Genomic DNA, 16,874 nt, shown 5'->3' on the forward strand with positions numbered 1-16,874 from the left:
GCCAATAGAAAGGGCCTGCTGCTACAGCAGGCCCTTTCTATTGGCTAAATTTAAGATGCTGATACGTAGCGTTATACAGGTAGTCAGTATAAAATTATTCGTCTACTATTTGCAAAATAGTCTCGCATAGCTACTTTTGCACCACCAATACGCCTCCATAGCTCAGCTGGTAGAGCAACTGACTTGTAATCAGTAGGTCGCTGGTTCGATCCCGGCTGGGGGCTCACGGTTCCTGAAACACCTTGTAAATCAATGATTTGCAAGGTGTTTTTTTGTTCTGTGCCTTTAGACCTAAAAAGCGGGCGATTCATGCGCTTGTAGGGAAGAACGGCGCTGATTGAATACGTTACTGGTATAGAATAGCAGAGCTTTAAAAGTAAATCCCAACCAAGCGGCTGGGCTTGCCGCACTCTCGGATGAATAAGCGTAATTATTCGATCCTGCTACGGAACCATCCCCATCCCCCTGTAGAGCGTCGAGGCCGGCACTGGTAGGCATACATGCCTGAACTTCGGTCATCATCGATATGCTTTCCAAAATAGGCGGGGTCCATCTCGTCCAAAATAGGCACGTTGGCGGCAATCACGGCGTTGGCCTTCGCAAGGTCCACTTTCGAACAAGTCAACGCTGTGCCACGTCGCCACCACGCCACCACGCCGTAGCACGTCAGCACCGAGCAGACCGTACCACCACGGGCGGTCCTCTTTGAGCCACAACCACACCAGATACCCGCCGCCAATCTCACACAGGACCGCCAAAGTGAAGATGGTTAACGCTTGTAGGACCTGCATGCTGGTTGCTATCTGGGGTTGCTTACTGCTTTTCTAAGTATTGCAGGCCCAATATACACCGCATACCGTGCTCCCATTCCCCGCAACAACGACCAACTGGGGCATTCGGTACCGGCTTAAGCGTCTAGCTTGTCCTGCACACGGTCTCCGCCAGGCGGGGCAACGGAGAGTTTTGCGATGGATACTGGTATAGAAAAGCAAAAAGAGGTGCATGTGCCTCCAAAGCGTTGCGTCTTAACTCTAGCTAGGTAGGCCACGTACGTACGAGGCCTGCGGCTCATCCGCATGGGCTCTCCAACACCCAATGCACCGCACCTTCGAAATTACCGTTCCTGCGACCGTCACTCCCCTTTTACAGCAGCAGCTCACGGCGTTGGACGACGTAATCGGTCTGACCATCCAACCGGGTGCTTCCCTGAAACCCGTCGGCGACGTGTTGACGGTGCACGTGCTCAACCGCGGGGCCGATGAAGTCCTGCGCCGCGCCCGGGCCACCGTCCCTACTCCTGAAGCCTTGAGCATCGTCACCAGTGAGGCCACCAGCTTCCTGGCGCCCGCTGACCACCACACCGTCGACGACGACCGCGACGAGGCCGTTTGGGAGGAGATGGAAAGCGGCCTGCGCCACCAGGGCCGCATTACGACGAATTACCTGCTGCTAATGGCACTGGGCGGGAGCATTGCCGCCGTGGGTTTGGTGTCCGAGCCCGTGCCCCAAGCCGTTGCGTTCGTCGCATCGGCTATCATCGCGCCGGGCTTCGACCCAATGACCAAAGTACCGCTCGGCCTCGTGCTCCAACGGTGGGCCTTGATCGGCCACGGCCTGCGCTCGGCACTGGCCGGGTATGCCGTGCTAATTATTGCTGCGGGGTTGACCATGGCAAGTCTCGTTGCCGCCGGGGAAACCACTGCCCACGCGTTAGCGACGAATTCGGAAGTGCAGCACTTAGCGCACCCTCGCCTGATGGAACTACTCGTGTCCGCTACCGGCGCGTTGGCGGGGATAGTCATGCTGGCCGCGTACCGGCGTACCTTCCAAGCCGGACCGCTCATTGCCATGGCCTTCATACCGGCGGCTGCGCTCATGGGCGCGGCCCTGGCAGTCGGGGAGGGGGCGCTGGCGCTGGAAGGCTTGGAACGCTTCGCCGCCGACTGGGGGTTCATCATCGGGCTAGGCACCCTCTTTCTGGGCTACAAACAACGGTTCCTGCACCGCCGCGCGCCGATCGTATAAGGGCCGTTGCCTCTCGCGTCGCTTACAACGCCGGCGCCTGATAATAGGCTGCGTAAGCCTGGGCCTCATCCAGTACAGCGTCTACTAGCAATTTCATCGACAGTGATAAAAGAAAAAAATGGATGTTGCGCAAGCAAGTGCTATAAGCGATGTTACAGCAAGCAAAACGCCCCGACCAGTTGATCGAGGCGTCTGTGTTGCAATATAGTCGGATGAAAGCGCCTTTACCCTGGTTTGACCCAGCGAATAGTGTAAAAAGGCCGTAAGCCAATAGGTACGCTACGGCGGCATACTATCGTTTTAGTGTCGTCGAAATATTGGTAACGGATGTCACAAAATCGAGGTAATTGTCCTTGAAAAAGCAGAATGAAAGGGGAAACTTGTGGTATTGTTCATCCATAATCCTTTCTTATTATGAAAACTGTATTTCGTGTGTTACCTGTAGTGGCCTTACTGCTCGGCGGCGCTGCTATGCCAACTGTACAAGCAATGGCAAGCAATACGGCTGTCAGCTTTCGCTATCCGTTCGTACGAAACCCATACGCTACCGGGTACACAGAGGGGCAAAACTGGGCCAGCGGCCGCAGCCAAGCCGATATCGATTACGAATTGAACATTGCTAACCGCTTGCGTGACGAAATTAATCCGAATGAAGTCAACTCGTTAAATCAGTACTATTATCTCTCCGGCTACATTGATGGTCTCTCTGGCTTCTAAGTATTCTGTATAGTGCATACCACTAAAAAAGCCCCTCCTAGGAGGGGCTTTTTTAGTGGTATGCAACAAGCTCTGATTAGCGTTTGTAGTAGATAGCGACTGCCCAAATGATGACGATGCCAACCAGCATTGCCCAGCGAATATTCTGGACAGTCAGAAATCTGAACGTAGTCAACAAGCGATGCGGATTAGGTGGGCCTACAGCCAGCTGCAAATACTCTCTTTCTATTTGATTGGCTACCTCCCGTGCTTTATTTTGAAAAGCTCGGTGGCTTTCGGCTACCAGTACCCAGAATAGCATGAGAATAACAGAGCCTATGCCAACTAGCCAAGTCTCCGTCTGGTTCATCTCATGCAACTTAAACAAGCCGGCTAAGGAGAGAGGGATGAAGATATTCCCAGTGGACCAGATCTTGTTATTGTCGTTTATGAAACGGTTAGTGTAGCTATCATATAGCTTTTTTACCCATTCGTCTTGCGTATTCGGCTGTTGTAACCACTCTCGTAGTTGAAGCGGATCGTTATCGGATTTGATATCCATAGGAGTATAAGGTCATGACTACCAGTGATTCTGCCTGTTAAAGTTAGTATATCCAGTGAGTAAAAGATAATAGGGCGCTGACAGCAGAGGGACTAATAATCAGTGCTAGCACTGGTGCACCTAGACCTAAGATTCGCTTGGTTTGGCCGCAGTTCCACACTTCATTCTGCTCCTGATGACGCGTCTTCTACTGGTTGTTCTGCTAACGGCTATCTGTAGCAATTGTAGCCCGCAGGTAAATGCTACGGCAGTGTTGTACGATGAAACATTCTTTACGCCCGCTACTGATACGCCGCTTCAATCATATAAAGACTCCATCATCCTACAAGTAGCCGGTAAACGTGCGCCACTCGCCTTGCAGTGGACCGCCGCCCGCAAACAAGGATGCCTGTACGTTCAGCAATTACAAGTACGACGTACGGGGGGCGATGCATCCGTAGACGTAGCCAATGTTCGTGTTGGCCATGTGGAGTGCGGCATGGATAGTTTCGGCAACGACGGCAAGGACACAGTGCGCTCGGAAAGACTAGTGATCACGTACCGATTGTCTACGCGTGTAGGGGTGAAGACGTACGATGTAGAGGACAACCGCTCGATTACTGGAGATGGGCGAGTAGGTAAGTAATAGTAGGCAAGGTTGCCTTTGAAGTGTATGCGCTTGCATAATTGAATACCAGCCACCCCTTGTTTCTTACCGTATGGGACACTCTCTACTTCGCTTGGGAATCAGTATAGGCGTACTCTTGCTCTGCCTTTTGCACAGAAGCGTAGGACAAACGACAGAAGACTCCTTACGGGGACGGAAAGCGAAGGTGGAGAAGGGAGGCACAGCGTCACCGGTCAAAACGTTGACGTTCGACTTCGAAACAAAGCAATTCGACGAGGATCCGGATACTGTACTGTCGAAGCTCGGCAAGGGAGATTTTTTTCAGGTGCAGATCAACCATATCAATCCATTGCTCTACAAGGTCACGACAAACCTGAAAGATACGGCCATGACGACGGCTATTCCTTTCCCGAGCTTTAGCAGCGTTGGGTTGGATGACTTGACGAAAGCCGTTGCGGCTTTGCCAGCCCTGGGTCAGGTAGTCGCGCCCAGTCATGCAGATGATGGGACCGACTTCTTTAAGCGCATATCAAGCGAGCCGCCGCCAATTCGTACGAAGTCGGATGTCAGATGGGTTATTTCCACATACCAGAAAGGCGTAAGAGACTACGCTGCGACGCTGGAACAGGTAAACGACAGCATCGATCAATTGCTGTATACCTATAACAAATACACTCTGTATGCGCACTCCGAGTTCAGTTCCGTCATAGACGATGAATTCATCAAGAACCACTCGTTGGAAACCCTACTGCAGGGCTTGGAGCGTTTTCGGGTACAGAGTATAGCTATTGTAGAAAGCGCTAGATTTGCTCAGGAGAAATTCCTGGAACGCTCAGTTGGGTACCAGTCCATTATCAAAAATGACGCTGAGCTAAAGGAGGCGGATGAAAAAACCAAAGGGGCATTTCAAAAGCTATTCGAGGCGTCGGAGAAAGTAAAGGCACGATTAGCTCCGGACGTCGTGCAGAAGTATACGGAAGGTATCGTGGTAGCCCTAAATAGCTACCGTCGAACGTACATTTCCATGCCGATGCAAGTACTTAACAATAGCTCCCATCTAACCATTCACGTGGTGCCACGGGATGAGAAGAACGGTATGCACTCCTATACGCTCAATCTCTTGTTTCCCGTTGATAAACGCTATTTCTGGGGGCTAAGCTCCGGGTTATATATTAGTCGGTTGCACAACAAGGCGTACTCAGTTCAGACGTTCAGAACGAGCCCACTGGATACGTTGCCCACATACGGTGTTCGGATGGAGAGCCCAGGACGATTTGAATTCGGTGCCAGTGCCATGGTGCGATTTGGGGTTAATACTCTTTGGAAAGGAGTAGGCTGGCAGGCAGGTTTCGGACCGGCATTGGCGGTAGCAGATAAAGTTAGACCGCGATTGATTATCGGTACGGGCCCTGCGTTCGGTAAAAATCACAAACTCCTTATAGACGTTGGCTGTACCTTCGGATATGTTGATAGACTTAGCAACGTATATGCTACTGAGCTTCCATATAACGAAAAGCCCAGTAATATCGTCGTTTCAAAACTCCGAGCTGGGATGCATGTGTCCCTCAACTATATGTTCTACAAGTAAGAAGCTATTATAATTAGCCTTTTGCTATCTTGGTTGCCCAACCTAGCTAGCAGTATGCTTATCCGCTTTTACCTACATACCTACCAGCGCACGGATGGTACCCGTGTACCTAGACGTGCGTTGGGGCCGCGGCGATGCCGCAGACAACGAACAAGAGTCACGTCTGCGCGTCTCTACCGGCCACAGCTGTCATCCCAGTAATTGGAATGAGGAAAGACAGCGTCTGCGCTCGACGGAGAAAGGGTATGCCAAAGCCAATAACAAACTCGCTGAGTTGGAGCGTACCGCCGGTCTGCTCATTGGGCAGGCCGAGTTAAACCAGGTGCTGCTAACGCCCGAACAGCTGCTGGCAGACCTAAAGCCGAAGCGTCCGGCCAAAGCGCACCGCGCCGGCCGACCGACGTCGTGGAAGTAACTGCCGCGCGTACGCTGGCCGACGTGTATGCCGATTGGAAGACGGCCTACCGCGCCCGGTTGGCGGCTAAAACGCTCAGCAACCCGCAGGGGTTGATCAACCGCCTCGCCGAGTGGCGGCCCGGGCAGCCGGCTACGCCCCAGGAGTTTCAGCCCGACGCGTACGGCCGGTGCTGCCCGTTGGAGGATTTCTGTGCGTGGCTGGTTCAGGAGGCACGCTTGCCGGGAAAGAACGGTACCAAGCGCGATAGGGGCCTCTACAACAATACCATCTCCTCGTACCTGAAGCAACTGCGCAAGCTGCTCAAATTTGAGCGTCTGCCCTTCGACTGGATCGAGGATGACTTCGGCGAGGAGGTGGAGCGCGACCCGCTGACCTTCGAGGAAGTCATGCAGCTCTACCGCCACGAGCCGTTGGAACTGAAAGAGGGGAGTACCAACGCCCTCTCACGCCGGCACGTGCGCGACTGCTTCGTGTTCAACTGCCTGACGGGTCCGCGGTATTCCGACCTGGCCCGCTTGAAACCATCCGACCTGATGTTGGAAACCTTTCGCGACGAATCCGGTGCCGCCCAGCAGTTGCCCATCCTGGTTTACGATCAGCAGAAGATCAAGCGCGATAAAACGAAAGTGCACGTTGCCCTGGATCCCATAGCCTACGAGATCTGGCAACGTTATCAGGGTAAATTACCCGTGCCCAGCAATAAGCACATGGTGGCCACCATCAAGCAACTGTGCCGGGCGGCCGGCCTCAAGCGCAAGGTCACACATGTACGCGGTCGTGGGGCCGAGCGCATCACTCGGGAAGTTGAACTGTGGCAAGTCGTCAGCTGCCACACGGCACGCTACACGTTCATCACCCTTCAGTTCGAGGGAGGGGCCGACGTGGTATTCATTCAAGATTCGGTCGGGCACGCCAACCTCAATACGACCCGCGGCTACTTGAAAACCCGCCTCAAGGATCGGCATACGTCCACCTTGGCGGCCTTCGAACGACTGCGCAGGCACAGCTGCTGATCTGTGCCCGCGTTCTGTGCCCGTTTATAGGGAAATCGATGCTAGGACGGGAAATAGTCAATTGGTAAGAGAAAGCACCAACTGCCCTAGCCGTACGCAGGTAGTAGATAGGGGAGTAGCCCGGTAAAACACATATTTCGGCTGGGGGCTCACGGTTCCTAAAACGCCTTGTAAATCTATGATTTGCAAGGCGTTTTTTATTTGTCCTTACTTTCCGGAAAGCGCGCGATTCACGCATGTATAAGATAATCCAATATTTGTAGAGCGAATTTTTGTATTCAAGCTGAAATAAGGATTTTTACGGACTAAGGATTGTATATATACCCAAAAAGCAGGTTGTATTATGGTACTTATCTATCTACCTGTACTTTTGAGTCGTAGTAAGCTATGAAGTAGTAAGTCCTTACCTCAATTAGTTATGATGCCAGCCAGCAACTTGGAAAACAACGGCGAGCTTACAGCCAGTGCCCGCAATCAAGTTCTGCAGCGGTATAACGTGCGCGTGCAGGGGCAAGGCGAGCAGACATTGCTCTTTTGCAATGGCTTAGGATGTAGTCAGGAAATTTGGCAATATCTTACGCCTAGACTCAGCACACGGTATCAACTAGTATTATTTGACTATCCAGGAACCGGGAATGCGCAGCCGGATGCGTATGATGCGCAACGCCATAGTACGCTGCATGGATACACCGAGGATATTATAACCATTTGCGGTGCGCTGGAGATCCAACGCGTTGTTCTTGTTGGACACTCAGTTGGAGCCAGCATTGCTTTGTTGACGGCGGTGCAAGCACCTGCTCTTGTATCATCGGTGGTGCTACTGGCGCCGTCTCCTTACTACCTGAATGAGCCGGAATACTATGGCGGGTTCGAGCGAGTAGATGTAGAACAACTCTTGGTGCTAATGGAGCAGGACTATGATGGTTGGGCTACGCTATTATCCTCTTTGTTAATGGGACCACAAAACCCTGCGACCCTTGGGGAACAGTTGAATGGTTTCTTCTGTCAGGCTGATCATGTAATCACCAAAAACTTAGCACGTCTTACATTCTACGCTGATGTTCGTGCTTATGTGCCCGCTGTGCGTATGCCTACGCTCATTTTGCAGTGTCAGCAGGATGTAGCCGCTCCTAAGGAGGTAGGCGACTATCTGCTGCGCCATTTGCCCCAGGGTGCCCTTGTAAGTATGCAGGCAACCGGACATTGTCCTCATTTAAGTGCCCCCCTAGAAACACTTACTTTTATCGAAACCTTTTTAGGGTAGCCCCAACTCACCGCCGTACCCAACTCACCGCCGTACCCAACTCACCGCCGTACCCAACTCACCGCCGTACCCAACTCACCGCCGTAGCTACTCGGCGTAGAGAACTAGCTTCTCGCTATGCTTGATTTGGCGCGAGGCTAGTGGGTAGAGATGCCAGGTAATGTTCCATACAGGCAATGGTAGCAACAGGTACGTTTAAATGAGGGTAATGCCCCGTGGTATCAAGAATTTGTAAAGTACTACCCAGTAAATGCTGATGTAGATAATGGCCCACACTGGGTGGGGCAATAACGTCTTCGGCGCATTGAAGTATAAGAGAGGGTACCCTGAGTTGGGATAAGATTGCCCGATAGTCGGATAGAAACGTGACGCGGGCAAACTGCCGGGCAATAGCAGGGTCTACGCGGGCAAAACTTTGCAATACTTCATCTACCAAAGCTGGGCGCATATCGCCACCTACCAAATTGGGAACCACGGCACTGCTCCAAGCGTGGTAATCATGGTCCAGAAAGCCGAGGAGCTCTTCCATATCTGACGGGTCGTAGCCACCGGCGTAGTCCCCGTCGTTAAGATAGCAGGGGGAAGCCGCCAGCAGCACCAGGCGCTCAAACAAATCTGGCTCCCGAATGGCGGCTAAAACCCCGATGATACCACTAACGGAGTGTCCGACGTATATGACCTTGGGCAGGTGCAACGCATGCAGCAGTGCCAATAAGTCGGCCACGTAGCCATCCAGTGTTTGGTAGCGAGCGAAGTCATAGGCAGTTTTGTCTGAATTGCCGGCTCCCATCAGATCAAACAAAACTACTTGATAGTGGGCAGCGAAAGCAGGTGCCACGTAGTGCCATGCCTGCTGATCTGTGCCAAAGCCATGCGCAAATATGATAGGGTGCCCCTCCGCACCGTAGGAACAGACATGATGGCGGCGGAAAATATCCATAATGAAGTAATTGCTTCAACGCATGCCGCGTACAAGCTTTCAGCAACTGCACGAGGCAAAAGATAAGTTGGTTTGTAGGGAGGAAGTAATGAGATTAAATCTGCTAATACTATTTGTATAAGACAAGCTGTTCCCAATTAAATACATATTTTCCCGGCATGAACCTATATTCTTACGGCGGGTAGTAAAGCAGCAGGGGGCCAACCTCACAAAGAAGCTGACCCCCTGAAATCATCAGTGCCATAGGCTTTTTTAACCATTCAACTTCCACTCAGACGATGGCGGGTGAGGGTAGCCAGGTAGGCAGGAGAAGGTTGCTGCTCGGATTCTATTCGAGTTAGTTCTTCAATCGAAAGTATCCCGTTGATGTAGGCCTGCAAGCCAGCAATAATTGAATCATCAAGAGATGCACCTCCCATGCGCGCTACGGCAACGCCCCACTCAGCATGGCGTTGGCGACGACGACGGGCAGTAATTTCGGCCACCGGCAGATCGGGCGGCTGGGTAGTAAAGTAGGAGTGAGCCATAGAGTAAACAGTTAGTAGAATACTCCAGTGGTCAAATGGTATGCCGATCTACTAGCTAAAGTGTAGCCTACCAGAAATTTGAAAATACAATCTTTGTAAATAGCTATTTATAGTATTATAAATAGCTATTTGTCGTACTATAGCTACTGAAGATAGTGCCAAATAGCATATACTAAAGCCGTAAGAGCAACGATGCTCATCAGAATATACAAAATTCGATTCTGACGGGGCTCTATTTCGCTTTGTTTCATTTGCTGAGAAATGGAAGTCTTTCAGCAGCTAACGAATAGCGCTCAACAAAGTTAAAAACCGGCTTAATTGCGCGTGAAAACGGCGTAGAGCTGACTAGGCATGAGCAGTCGGGCGAGTTGAGCTGCATAGGCGTTCTGCTTGAAGTGCAGACCGCGCAGGTATGTATTCTGAATAGCGTGGGCCAACTGCTCATCTTCCGCTCGCAGTAGATCAGCTACCATCAAACACTCTTTCAACGTAGTTAAGCTGCCTTCCTCCACCGCCTGTTGCGTGAAAATAGCAAAGATTCGGAGTTGCTGAGGGAGTGAATGCTGAATTTCAGGTACGCTCAACTCTGGCGCTAACTCTGGAAAATGACTAACTAAGAAATCCTTAACCTGGGTGGGGCAAACCATAGCGAATACAAGTAAAGTAAACTAACAGACAACCAAATCTCCGTAAAGTACACTTCTACAAGCCAATAGTTATGCCACCTGCTTGCTAAATCATATAGTACCTATTTATCAGGTATTTAGGTCGAAGTTAGAGAGGATAAGGCATTCTTTATTTCCATAATTGAGAAAATAAATCCGGATAATGGGATAAAAATAAGATATTATATTCATTAAATTATATACTTTTTTCATCATACGGTTCATGGTAAACAGTGCTAGGTGGAGCGGCAGGGGCGCCTGCCAATCAGGCGTGATATCGTACTTTTGCTACCCGATTCGGTCTCCAATAGGTGTAACAACCTTTTACATATCTATTCCTGCTCATGTCGTTTGCGCCTACCTTGCTTACTGCTACTGCTGCCTTTGTGCGCGAAAAATTCCTGCACGAAGGCTCCGGCCACGACTGGGCGCACATTGAGCGCGTTTGGCGCACCACACAGGCACTGTCGCGCCAAACGCCCGGCGCCGACGCTACTATTGCTGAGCTGGGCGCCCTGCTGCACGATATTGCCGATTGGAAGTTCCACGGCGGCGATGAGGAAGCCGGCCCCCGTGCTGCCCGCACGTGGCTGCGTAGCCAGGGGGTAGGCGAGGAGGTGATAGCGCCCGTCGAAACCATCATCCGCGAAATCAGCTTCAAGGGGCTGGGCGTGCCTACCCCCATGAGCACCCTGGAAGGCGCCCTGGTGCAGGATGCCGACCGCCTCGATGCCATCGGGGCCATTGGCGTGGCGCGGGCCTTTGCCTATGGTGGCCACAAAGGCCGCCTGCTACACGACCCCGCCGTGCCGCCTGTGCAGCACGATTCCTTTGAGAGCTACAAGAAAAACGACGCTCCTACCATCAACCACTTCTACGAGAAGCTGCTGCACCTGCGGGAGCGGCTGAACACCCCCGCCGCGAAGCGCGTAGCCGAGGGTAGGCAGCGGTTTATGGAAGAGTTTCTGACGCAGTTCCTGCGGGAGTGGGAGGGAGAGGATGTGGGGTAGGGAATACAGACATCTGCTGTTGACGAGACCTCTTTATTAGGAAAGTATACAGCAGGATTCAAATACTTTGGTTTAGGTACATGCGCCTATTCATGGTCTGTTTCTTGTCTGCCCTATTGCTGTTTGCTCTTTTGGGAGCAGCAGGACAGGATCTACCTATTAGATACGCGGCGTTTTGGCTCGCTATGCTTTGGCCGATATGGGTGCCTATTCTTTTGCTTGTAGCCGTAGTGAGGCTGCTACGGTAGGAATAGCAAAAAGTAGAGCTTATTAGTTTTACGCTCCTATATCAAAGACCCCGGCCCGGCTTTTGCGCACGCCCTGCGCAACCTGCCTACCTTTGCTGCATGACGCTTCGCTACCCCTTCTCACGCCTGTATCTCCTGTTACTTGTGCTGCTGCTGGCCGCCGGCTGCCGCACGTGTCCCATTGCTTCCTGCCACACCCGCAAGGTGCATATGCACGACGGCGCCAAGTACCGCGGGCAGCCGCTGTGGAAGAAACAAAACCCCGCCATTGGCGAGAAAATCAAGTGGCACCGGCAAGAAAAAGGTAAGCATAAAGCCGATAAGAGCAAGCCGTTGAAGTAGGCTGCCAAAAGCCCGCCAAGCAAGGAAAAATGGCCTTTTTTTCGTATCTTGCAGGCTTAACGCAGTACACATTCACCGGTGCCGGCGCGGCCTCTCAAGGGCCTGCGCCGGCCGACTTTGTTCTCTTATGGCGGAAGGCGAAAAGATCATTCCGATTAACATTGAAGACGAGATGCGTGGCGCCTACATCGACTACTCGATGTCGGTTATCATCTCCCGGGCTCTGCCCGATGTTCGCGACGGCCTGAAGCCCGTGCACCGCCGCGTGCTCTACGGTATGTCGGAGCTGGGCGTTTCCTACAACAAATCCTACAAGAAATCGGCCCGTATTGTGGGCGAGGTGCTGGGTAAGTACCACCCGCACGGCGACTCCTCCGTGTACGACACCATGGTGCGCATGGCCCAGGACTGGAGCCTGCGCTACCCGCTGGTAGATGGCCAGGGTAACTTCGGTTCCGTGGACGGCGACTCGGCGGCGGCCATGCGCTACACCGAGGCCCGCCTCAAGCGCCTGTCCGATGAACTGCTGGGCGACCTGGACAAGGATACCGTGGACTTCCAGCCCAACTTCGACGACTCCCTGGAGGAGCCGTCGGTGATGCCGGCCAAGTTCCCGAACCTGCTGGTAAACGGTACCTCCGGTATTGCCGTGGGCATGGCTACCAACATGGCCCCCCATAACCTCACGGAAGTGGTAAACGGCATTGTGGCCTACCTCGACAATGAGGACGTGACCATTGCTGAACTGATGGAGCACATCATTGCCCCGGACTTCCCCACCGGGGGCATTATCTACGGCTACGAGGGCGTGAAACAGGCCTTTGAAACAGGCCGGGGTAGGGTAGTCATGCGCGCCAAAGCGCACTTCGAAACCCTACCCTCGGGTCGCGAGCAGATTGTGGTGACCGAGATTCCCTACATGGTGAATAAGGCCGCCATGCTGGAGAAAACCGCCGCGCTGGTCGACGATAAGAGAATTGAGGGCATTTCGGCCATCCGCGATGAGTCGAACCGCGAGGGGATGCGGGTGGTGTATGAGGTGAAGCGCGACGCCATGCCCAACGTGGTGCTGAACCAACTGTATAAGTACACCCAACTACAAAGCTCGTTCGGGGTCAACAACGTGGCGCTGGTGAAAGGCCGGCCCATGACGCTGAACTTGAAGGATCTCATCGTGTACTTCATCGAGCACCGCGAGGAAGTAGTAGTGCGTCGCACGCGCTACGAACTGGCGGAGGCCGAAAAGCGTGCCCATATCCTAGAAGGTCTGCTGATTGCCCTCGACCACCTCGACGAGGTAATTGCCTTGATCCGCAGCTCCCGCGACGGGGAGGTAGCTCGCGCTCAACTCATCGAGCGGTTTAAGCTAAGTGAAGTTCAGGCCCGCGCTATTCTGGACATGCGTTTGCAGCGCCTGACCGGCCTGGAGCGCGACAAGATTGTGCAGGAGTACGAGGAGCTGATGCAGCAGATCGATTACCTGAAATCGGTGCTGGCCTCACCCGCTTTGCAGCGGCAGATCATCAAGGATGAGCTGGTTGATATTCGGGAGCGGTACGGCGACAAGCGCCGCACTTCCATTGAGTACGCCGGCGGCGACTTCTCGATGGAAGATATGATTGCCGACGAGAGCATGGTCATCACCATCTCCCGCGAAGGCTACATCAAGCGCACGCCGCTGGACGAGTACCGGTCGCAGGGTCGGGGAGGGGTAGGCGCCCGCGGGGCTGCCACTAAGCAGGACGACTTTACGGAGCACCTGTTTGTGGCTACCACCCACGAGTACCTGCTATTCTTCACCGAAGCCGGCCGTGTGTTCTGGCTGAAGGTATACGAGGTGCCGGAAGGAGGGAAGGCTGCCAAAGGCCGTCCGATTCAGAACCTGATTGAGATTCCGCGGGAAGACAACGTGCGCTCTGTGCTGAACGTGCGGGGCCTGCGTGACCCCGATTACCTGGAAAATACCTTCCTGATGTTCTGCACTGAGCAGGGTACCGTGAAGAAAACACCGCTGGAAGCCTACTCGCGTCCTCGTACCGCCGGCATCAATGCCATCAGCATCAACGAAGGCGACCGACTGCTGGATGTGCAGCTTACCACCGGCAACAGCCAGGTGATTCTAGCTTCCAGCTCTGGCCGGGCTGTGCGTTTTGATGAGGAGAAAGTGCGCTCCATGGGCCGAAACGCGGCCGGGGTGCGTGGCATCTCGTTGGCTGAAGAAGGCAACGACAAGGTAGTGGGTATGGTATGCCTCTCTGACCAGACCCAGGAACTGCTGGTGGTATCCGAAAACGGCTACGGCAAACGCTCGGAGCTGGAGGAATACCGTACCACCAACCGCGGTGGCAAGGGCGTACGCGCCATGAAGATTACCGACAAGACCGGTGCGCTGGTGGCTATTAAGGCTGTGACGGATACCGATGATCTGATGATTATCAATAAATCCGGGATTACCATCCGCCTGCGGATGGCTGACTTGCGCACCATTGGCCGTGCTACGCAAGGCGTGCGGCTGCTGAAAATCAACGAGGGCGACGAAATTTCGTCGGTAGCTAAAGTAGCGGCCGAGGAAAAAGACGACGAGGCACTAGAGGGCCTACCCGAGCCGAACAGCACCCCGGATAATGGGGGCGGGGAGAACCTATTAGAGGACGCAACAGATACAGATCTGACCTCTTTGACCGACCCGGATACCCTCAGCGCAAACTAAAAGCTGCGCTAAAACGGCGGAACTCAGCAATGGGTTCTGCCGTTTTGCGTTAGTTTGCTTTCTGAATTCACCCAATCTCTACCTATTCTTCGCAAAGAACACCATGAAGAAACTTGTGCTAACCCTCGTGGCTGCGGCCGCGCTGACCTCTGCATCGGCCCAAAATTCAGCTGTTAACAACGCGCTACTCTACCAAAAGCAGGGTACGCTGGACAAGGCCCGCACTGAAATTGACAAGGCCATTACCAACGACAAAACCAAAGACAAAGCCAAAACTTGGTACACGCGCGGCGAGATTTACGACGCCATGACCAGCAACCCGATCTATGGCAAAACACTAAAGGCCGGTGAAGGCATGAACATTGCCTACGAGTCCTACCAGAAAGCTATTCAGCTGGATGGCAAAGACGGGGAGTTTGGCAAACAGGCCGCGGCTAAAATGCAGGGCCTCTATGGTTTGGCATTGAACGCCGGGGTAGAAAACTACAACGCGAAAAACTACGCGGAGGCTATCAAATCGTATGAGATGGCGCAGCAGATGAACCCGCAGGATACCACGGCCTACCTGTATGCTGCTTATGCATCGCTGGCTAATGAGAATACGGCCGGTGCTAAGCAATACTATGGCAAGCTGATGGCGATGAACTACAAATCGCCTACCATGTACAGCCAGCTGATGCAGATTGCCCGGCAGGAAAACAACACCAATGAATATAATAAGCTGTTGCAAAGCGGCTTGCAGGCGTACCCGAACAACAAGACGTTTGTACTGGAAGATCTGAACCAGTTGATTACGGCAGGTAAGGACAAAGAAGCTATCAGCAAACTGCAGCACGCCATTGAACTGGATCCGAAAAACTCCAACCTGCAGAGCGTACTAGGCTCAGTGTACGACAAGTTGAAGCAGCCGGAGCAGGCGGAAGCAGCTTATAAAAAGGCAATTGAGCTGGACGCCAATAATTTTGATGCGCAGTATAACCTAGGTGTGTATTACTACAACAAGGCTGCAGAACTGTATACCAAAGCCAGCAAAATGGATTTGGCAACGTACCAAAAATCAGGAAAAGCGCTGGAAGCTAATGGCAAGAAATATTTCCAGCAGTCACTGCCATACTTCGAGAAAGCACTGGAGTTACAACCCAACGAAAAAGGGGTGATTGTTCCTTTGCAGAAAGTGTATGTTCGTTTAGGACGTAATGCTGATGCCGACCGACTCAATGCAAAGTTGGAAGGCAAATAGAGTGTAGCTAGGTGAAGTCCTTATTCAAATGAATAGGGGATGCTACCCGAAGTCGTTTAAGCGCTTCGGGTAGTTTTTTAGAAACTCTACTTAACATAATATAAATTATAAGACAAATCTAGTATGGCGAAAAGGACGGACGATATGGGGCAACTAAAAGCAATAAAGATGCATCTGGGATACAGGACACTTATTTTTCATGCCCTGGGTTTTACATCTTATGCCGCGAGTGCGAAATAGAACGCTATTACTAGTACTGCTACTGGTAGCACAGTTGCCGCTGGCGGCCCAAACGGTACAAAGACAGCGCCTGCTACTGTCCGACTCTACACATTTATATCGCACGAATAAGCCGACCAGTAAGCTGGCTTTTTACTGCCTTCCTGCGCGGCAGTCTACTCCGCGCGGGGTGTTGCTCTTACTGCCCGGATTCGGAGAAAGAGCCAAACATGTGTATAAGGAAATAGCCTTGGGACAGGAAGCCTCTCGGGCCGGCTTGGTAACCATTGTTCCGACGCTGAACAACCGACTCTACCTGGACTCCGCGGGTATTCACTTCCTGGACGAAGTACTTCGGTACGTCACGCAGCGATATCCAACTATGAGCCCTACTTTATTTATCGGGGGCTTTTCGGCTGGTGGGCACGTAGCGCTAAGATACGCTGAAACCCTCGTTGGCGATACCACCCGGCTTCCGCTACGGGTCCACGCCGTGTTTAGTGTTGACTCACCTGTTGATCTAGCTAATTTCTGGCAGGTAGGACAACGACGTATAGCGCAGCAGTGTAGCCCTGTATTCGTACAGGAAGGTCGCTCTACGGTAGCTACTCTCGTGCAGGCCTTCGGGGGCTCGCCCGAACAGATACCTGCGGCCTACCTCCACTATTCGGCTTTTTCCAGCAGCGACTCTATAGGCGGTAACATCGCTCTGCTCAAGTCCACACCAGTACGCGTATACTGTGAGCCCGATTTAAACTTTTGGCGCCAGCAGTACTGCCCAACTCTGCAATTGGAAGACC

The 16,874-nt window shown here is 52.7% G+C and carries 15 protein-coding genes and 1 tRNA gene; 11 read left to right on the forward strand and 5 right to left on the reverse strand.

The annotated features are described in order from the left end of the window. Positions 1 to 151 precede the first annotated feature (151 nt). A tRNA-Thr gene (locus tag MUN82_RS07190) sits at positions 152 to 224 on the forward strand. Between the two features lie 294 nt (positions 225 to 518). On the opposite strand, the gene MUN82_RS22415 is transcribed toward MUN82_RS07190, so the two are convergent. Beyond that, positions 519 to 791: a YnfA family protein gene (locus MUN82_RS22415; RefSeq protein WP_375374080.1), complete on the reverse strand. Its 273-nt coding sequence runs from the start codon at positions 789 to 791 to the stop codon at positions 519 to 521. Positions 792 to 1,095: 304 nt separating this feature from the next. Here MUN82_RS22415 and MUN82_RS07195 point away from each other — a divergent pair, with 304 nt between their 5' ends. Together MUN82_RS07195 and MUN82_RS07200 are read left to right on the forward strand one after the other, a co-directional pair. Then, on the forward strand, positions 1,096 to 2,025 hold the full coding sequence (locus MUN82_RS07195) for a DUF389 domain-containing protein (RefSeq protein ID WP_245096214.1): 930 nt from the start codon (positions 1,096 to 1,098) through the stop codon (positions 2,023 to 2,025). A 414-nt stretch (positions 2,026 to 2,439) separates the two neighbouring features. Then, positions 2,440 to 2,742 carry a hypothetical protein gene (locus MUN82_RS07200; protein ID WP_245096215.1) on the forward strand — a complete coding sequence of 101 codons (303 nt, stop codon included), beginning with the start codon at positions 2,440 to 2,442 and terminating at the stop codon, positions 2,740 to 2,742. Between the two features lie 76 nt (positions 2,743 to 2,818). On the opposite strand, the gene MUN82_RS07205 is transcribed toward MUN82_RS07200, so the two are convergent. Continuing rightward, positions 2,819 to 3,283: a hypothetical protein gene (locus MUN82_RS07205; RefSeq protein ID WP_245096217.1), complete on the reverse strand. Its 465-nt coding sequence runs from the start codon at positions 3,281 to 3,283 to the stop codon at positions 2,819 to 2,821. 698 nt (positions 3,284 to 3,981) lie between these two features. Between MUN82_RS07205 and MUN82_RS07210 the strand changes: the two genes are divergently transcribed. From MUN82_RS07210 to MUN82_RS07225, 4 genes are all read left to right on the forward strand, one after another. Beyond that, entirely contained in the window at positions 3,982 to 5,478 is a 1,497-nt protein-coding gene (locus tag MUN82_RS07210; RefSeq protein ID WP_245096219.1) for a hypothetical protein, read from the forward strand. 94 nt (positions 5,479 to 5,572) lie between these two features. Then, a complete protein-coding gene (locus MUN82_RS07215) occupies positions 5,573 to 5,893 on the forward strand; it encodes an Arm DNA-binding domain-containing protein (RefSeq protein ID WP_245096227.1) in 321 nt (106 codons plus the stop codon). Then, complete coding sequence (locus MUN82_RS07220; protein ID WP_245096229.1) at positions 5,884 to 6,909, forward strand: site-specific integrase; 1,026 nt, start codon at positions 5,884 to 5,886, stop codon at positions 6,907 to 6,909. The genes MUN82_RS07215 and MUN82_RS07220 overlap by 10 nt, the downstream gene beginning before the upstream one ends. Before the next feature lie 418 nt (positions 6,910 to 7,327). Then, positions 7,328 to 8,173, forward strand: coding sequence for an alpha/beta fold hydrolase (locus tag MUN82_RS07225; protein WP_245096231.1), 846 nt, complete (start codon positions 7,328 to 7,330; stop codon positions 8,171 to 8,173). 115 nt (positions 8,174 to 8,288) lie between these two features. Here MUN82_RS07225 and MUN82_RS07230 read toward each other — a convergent pair whose 3' ends face one another. The 3 genes from MUN82_RS07230 to MUN82_RS22530 form a co-directional block, all read right to left on the reverse strand. Continuing rightward, complete coding sequence (locus tag MUN82_RS07230) at positions 8,289 to 9,113, reverse strand: alpha/beta fold hydrolase (RefSeq protein WP_245096233.1); 825 nt, start codon at positions 9,111 to 9,113, stop codon at positions 8,289 to 8,291. A 260-nt stretch (positions 9,114 to 9,373) separates the two neighbouring features. After that, complete coding sequence (locus MUN82_RS07235; RefSeq protein WP_245096235.1) at positions 9,374 to 9,640, reverse strand: hypothetical protein; 267 nt, start codon at positions 9,638 to 9,640, stop codon at positions 9,374 to 9,376. A gap of 314 nt (positions 9,641 to 9,954) precedes the next feature. Beyond that, positions 9,955 to 10,287: a DUF7674 family protein gene (locus MUN82_RS22530; protein WP_445991661.1), complete on the reverse strand. Its 333-nt coding sequence runs from the start codon at positions 10,285 to 10,287 to the stop codon at positions 9,955 to 9,957. Between the two features lie 362 nt (positions 10,288 to 10,649). Between MUN82_RS22530 and MUN82_RS07245 the strand changes: the two genes are divergently transcribed. The 4 genes from MUN82_RS07245 (at position 10,650) to MUN82_RS07260 (ending at position 15,855) form a co-directional block, all read left to right on the forward strand. Then, positions 10,650 to 11,315, forward strand: a complete 666-nt coding sequence (locus MUN82_RS07245) for an HD domain-containing protein (protein WP_245096238.1) — start codon at positions 10,650 to 10,652, stop codon at positions 11,313 to 11,315. Between the two features lie 347 nt (positions 11,316 to 11,662). Then, entirely contained in the window at positions 11,663 to 11,905 is a 243-nt protein-coding gene (locus MUN82_RS07250) for a hypothetical protein (RefSeq protein ID WP_187319824.1), read from the forward strand. A 127-nt stretch (positions 11,906 to 12,032) separates the two neighbouring features. Further along, positions 12,033 to 14,615, forward strand: coding sequence for a DNA gyrase subunit A (gyrA, locus tag MUN82_RS07255; protein WP_245096240.1), 2,583 nt, complete (start codon positions 12,033 to 12,035; stop codon positions 14,613 to 14,615). Between the two features lie 103 nt (positions 14,616 to 14,718). Beyond that, positions 14,719 to 15,855: a tetratricopeptide repeat protein gene (locus MUN82_RS07260; RefSeq protein WP_245096241.1), complete on the forward strand. Its 1,137-nt coding sequence runs from the start codon at positions 14,719 to 14,721 to the stop codon at positions 15,853 to 15,855. Positions 15,856 to 16,874 lie beyond the last annotated feature (1,019 nt).

The organism is Hymenobacter aerilatus (genome assembly GCF_022921095.1).
GTDB classification, from domain to species: Bacteria; Bacteroidota; Bacteroidia; order Cytophagales; family Hymenobacteraceae; genus Hymenobacter; species Hymenobacter aerilatus.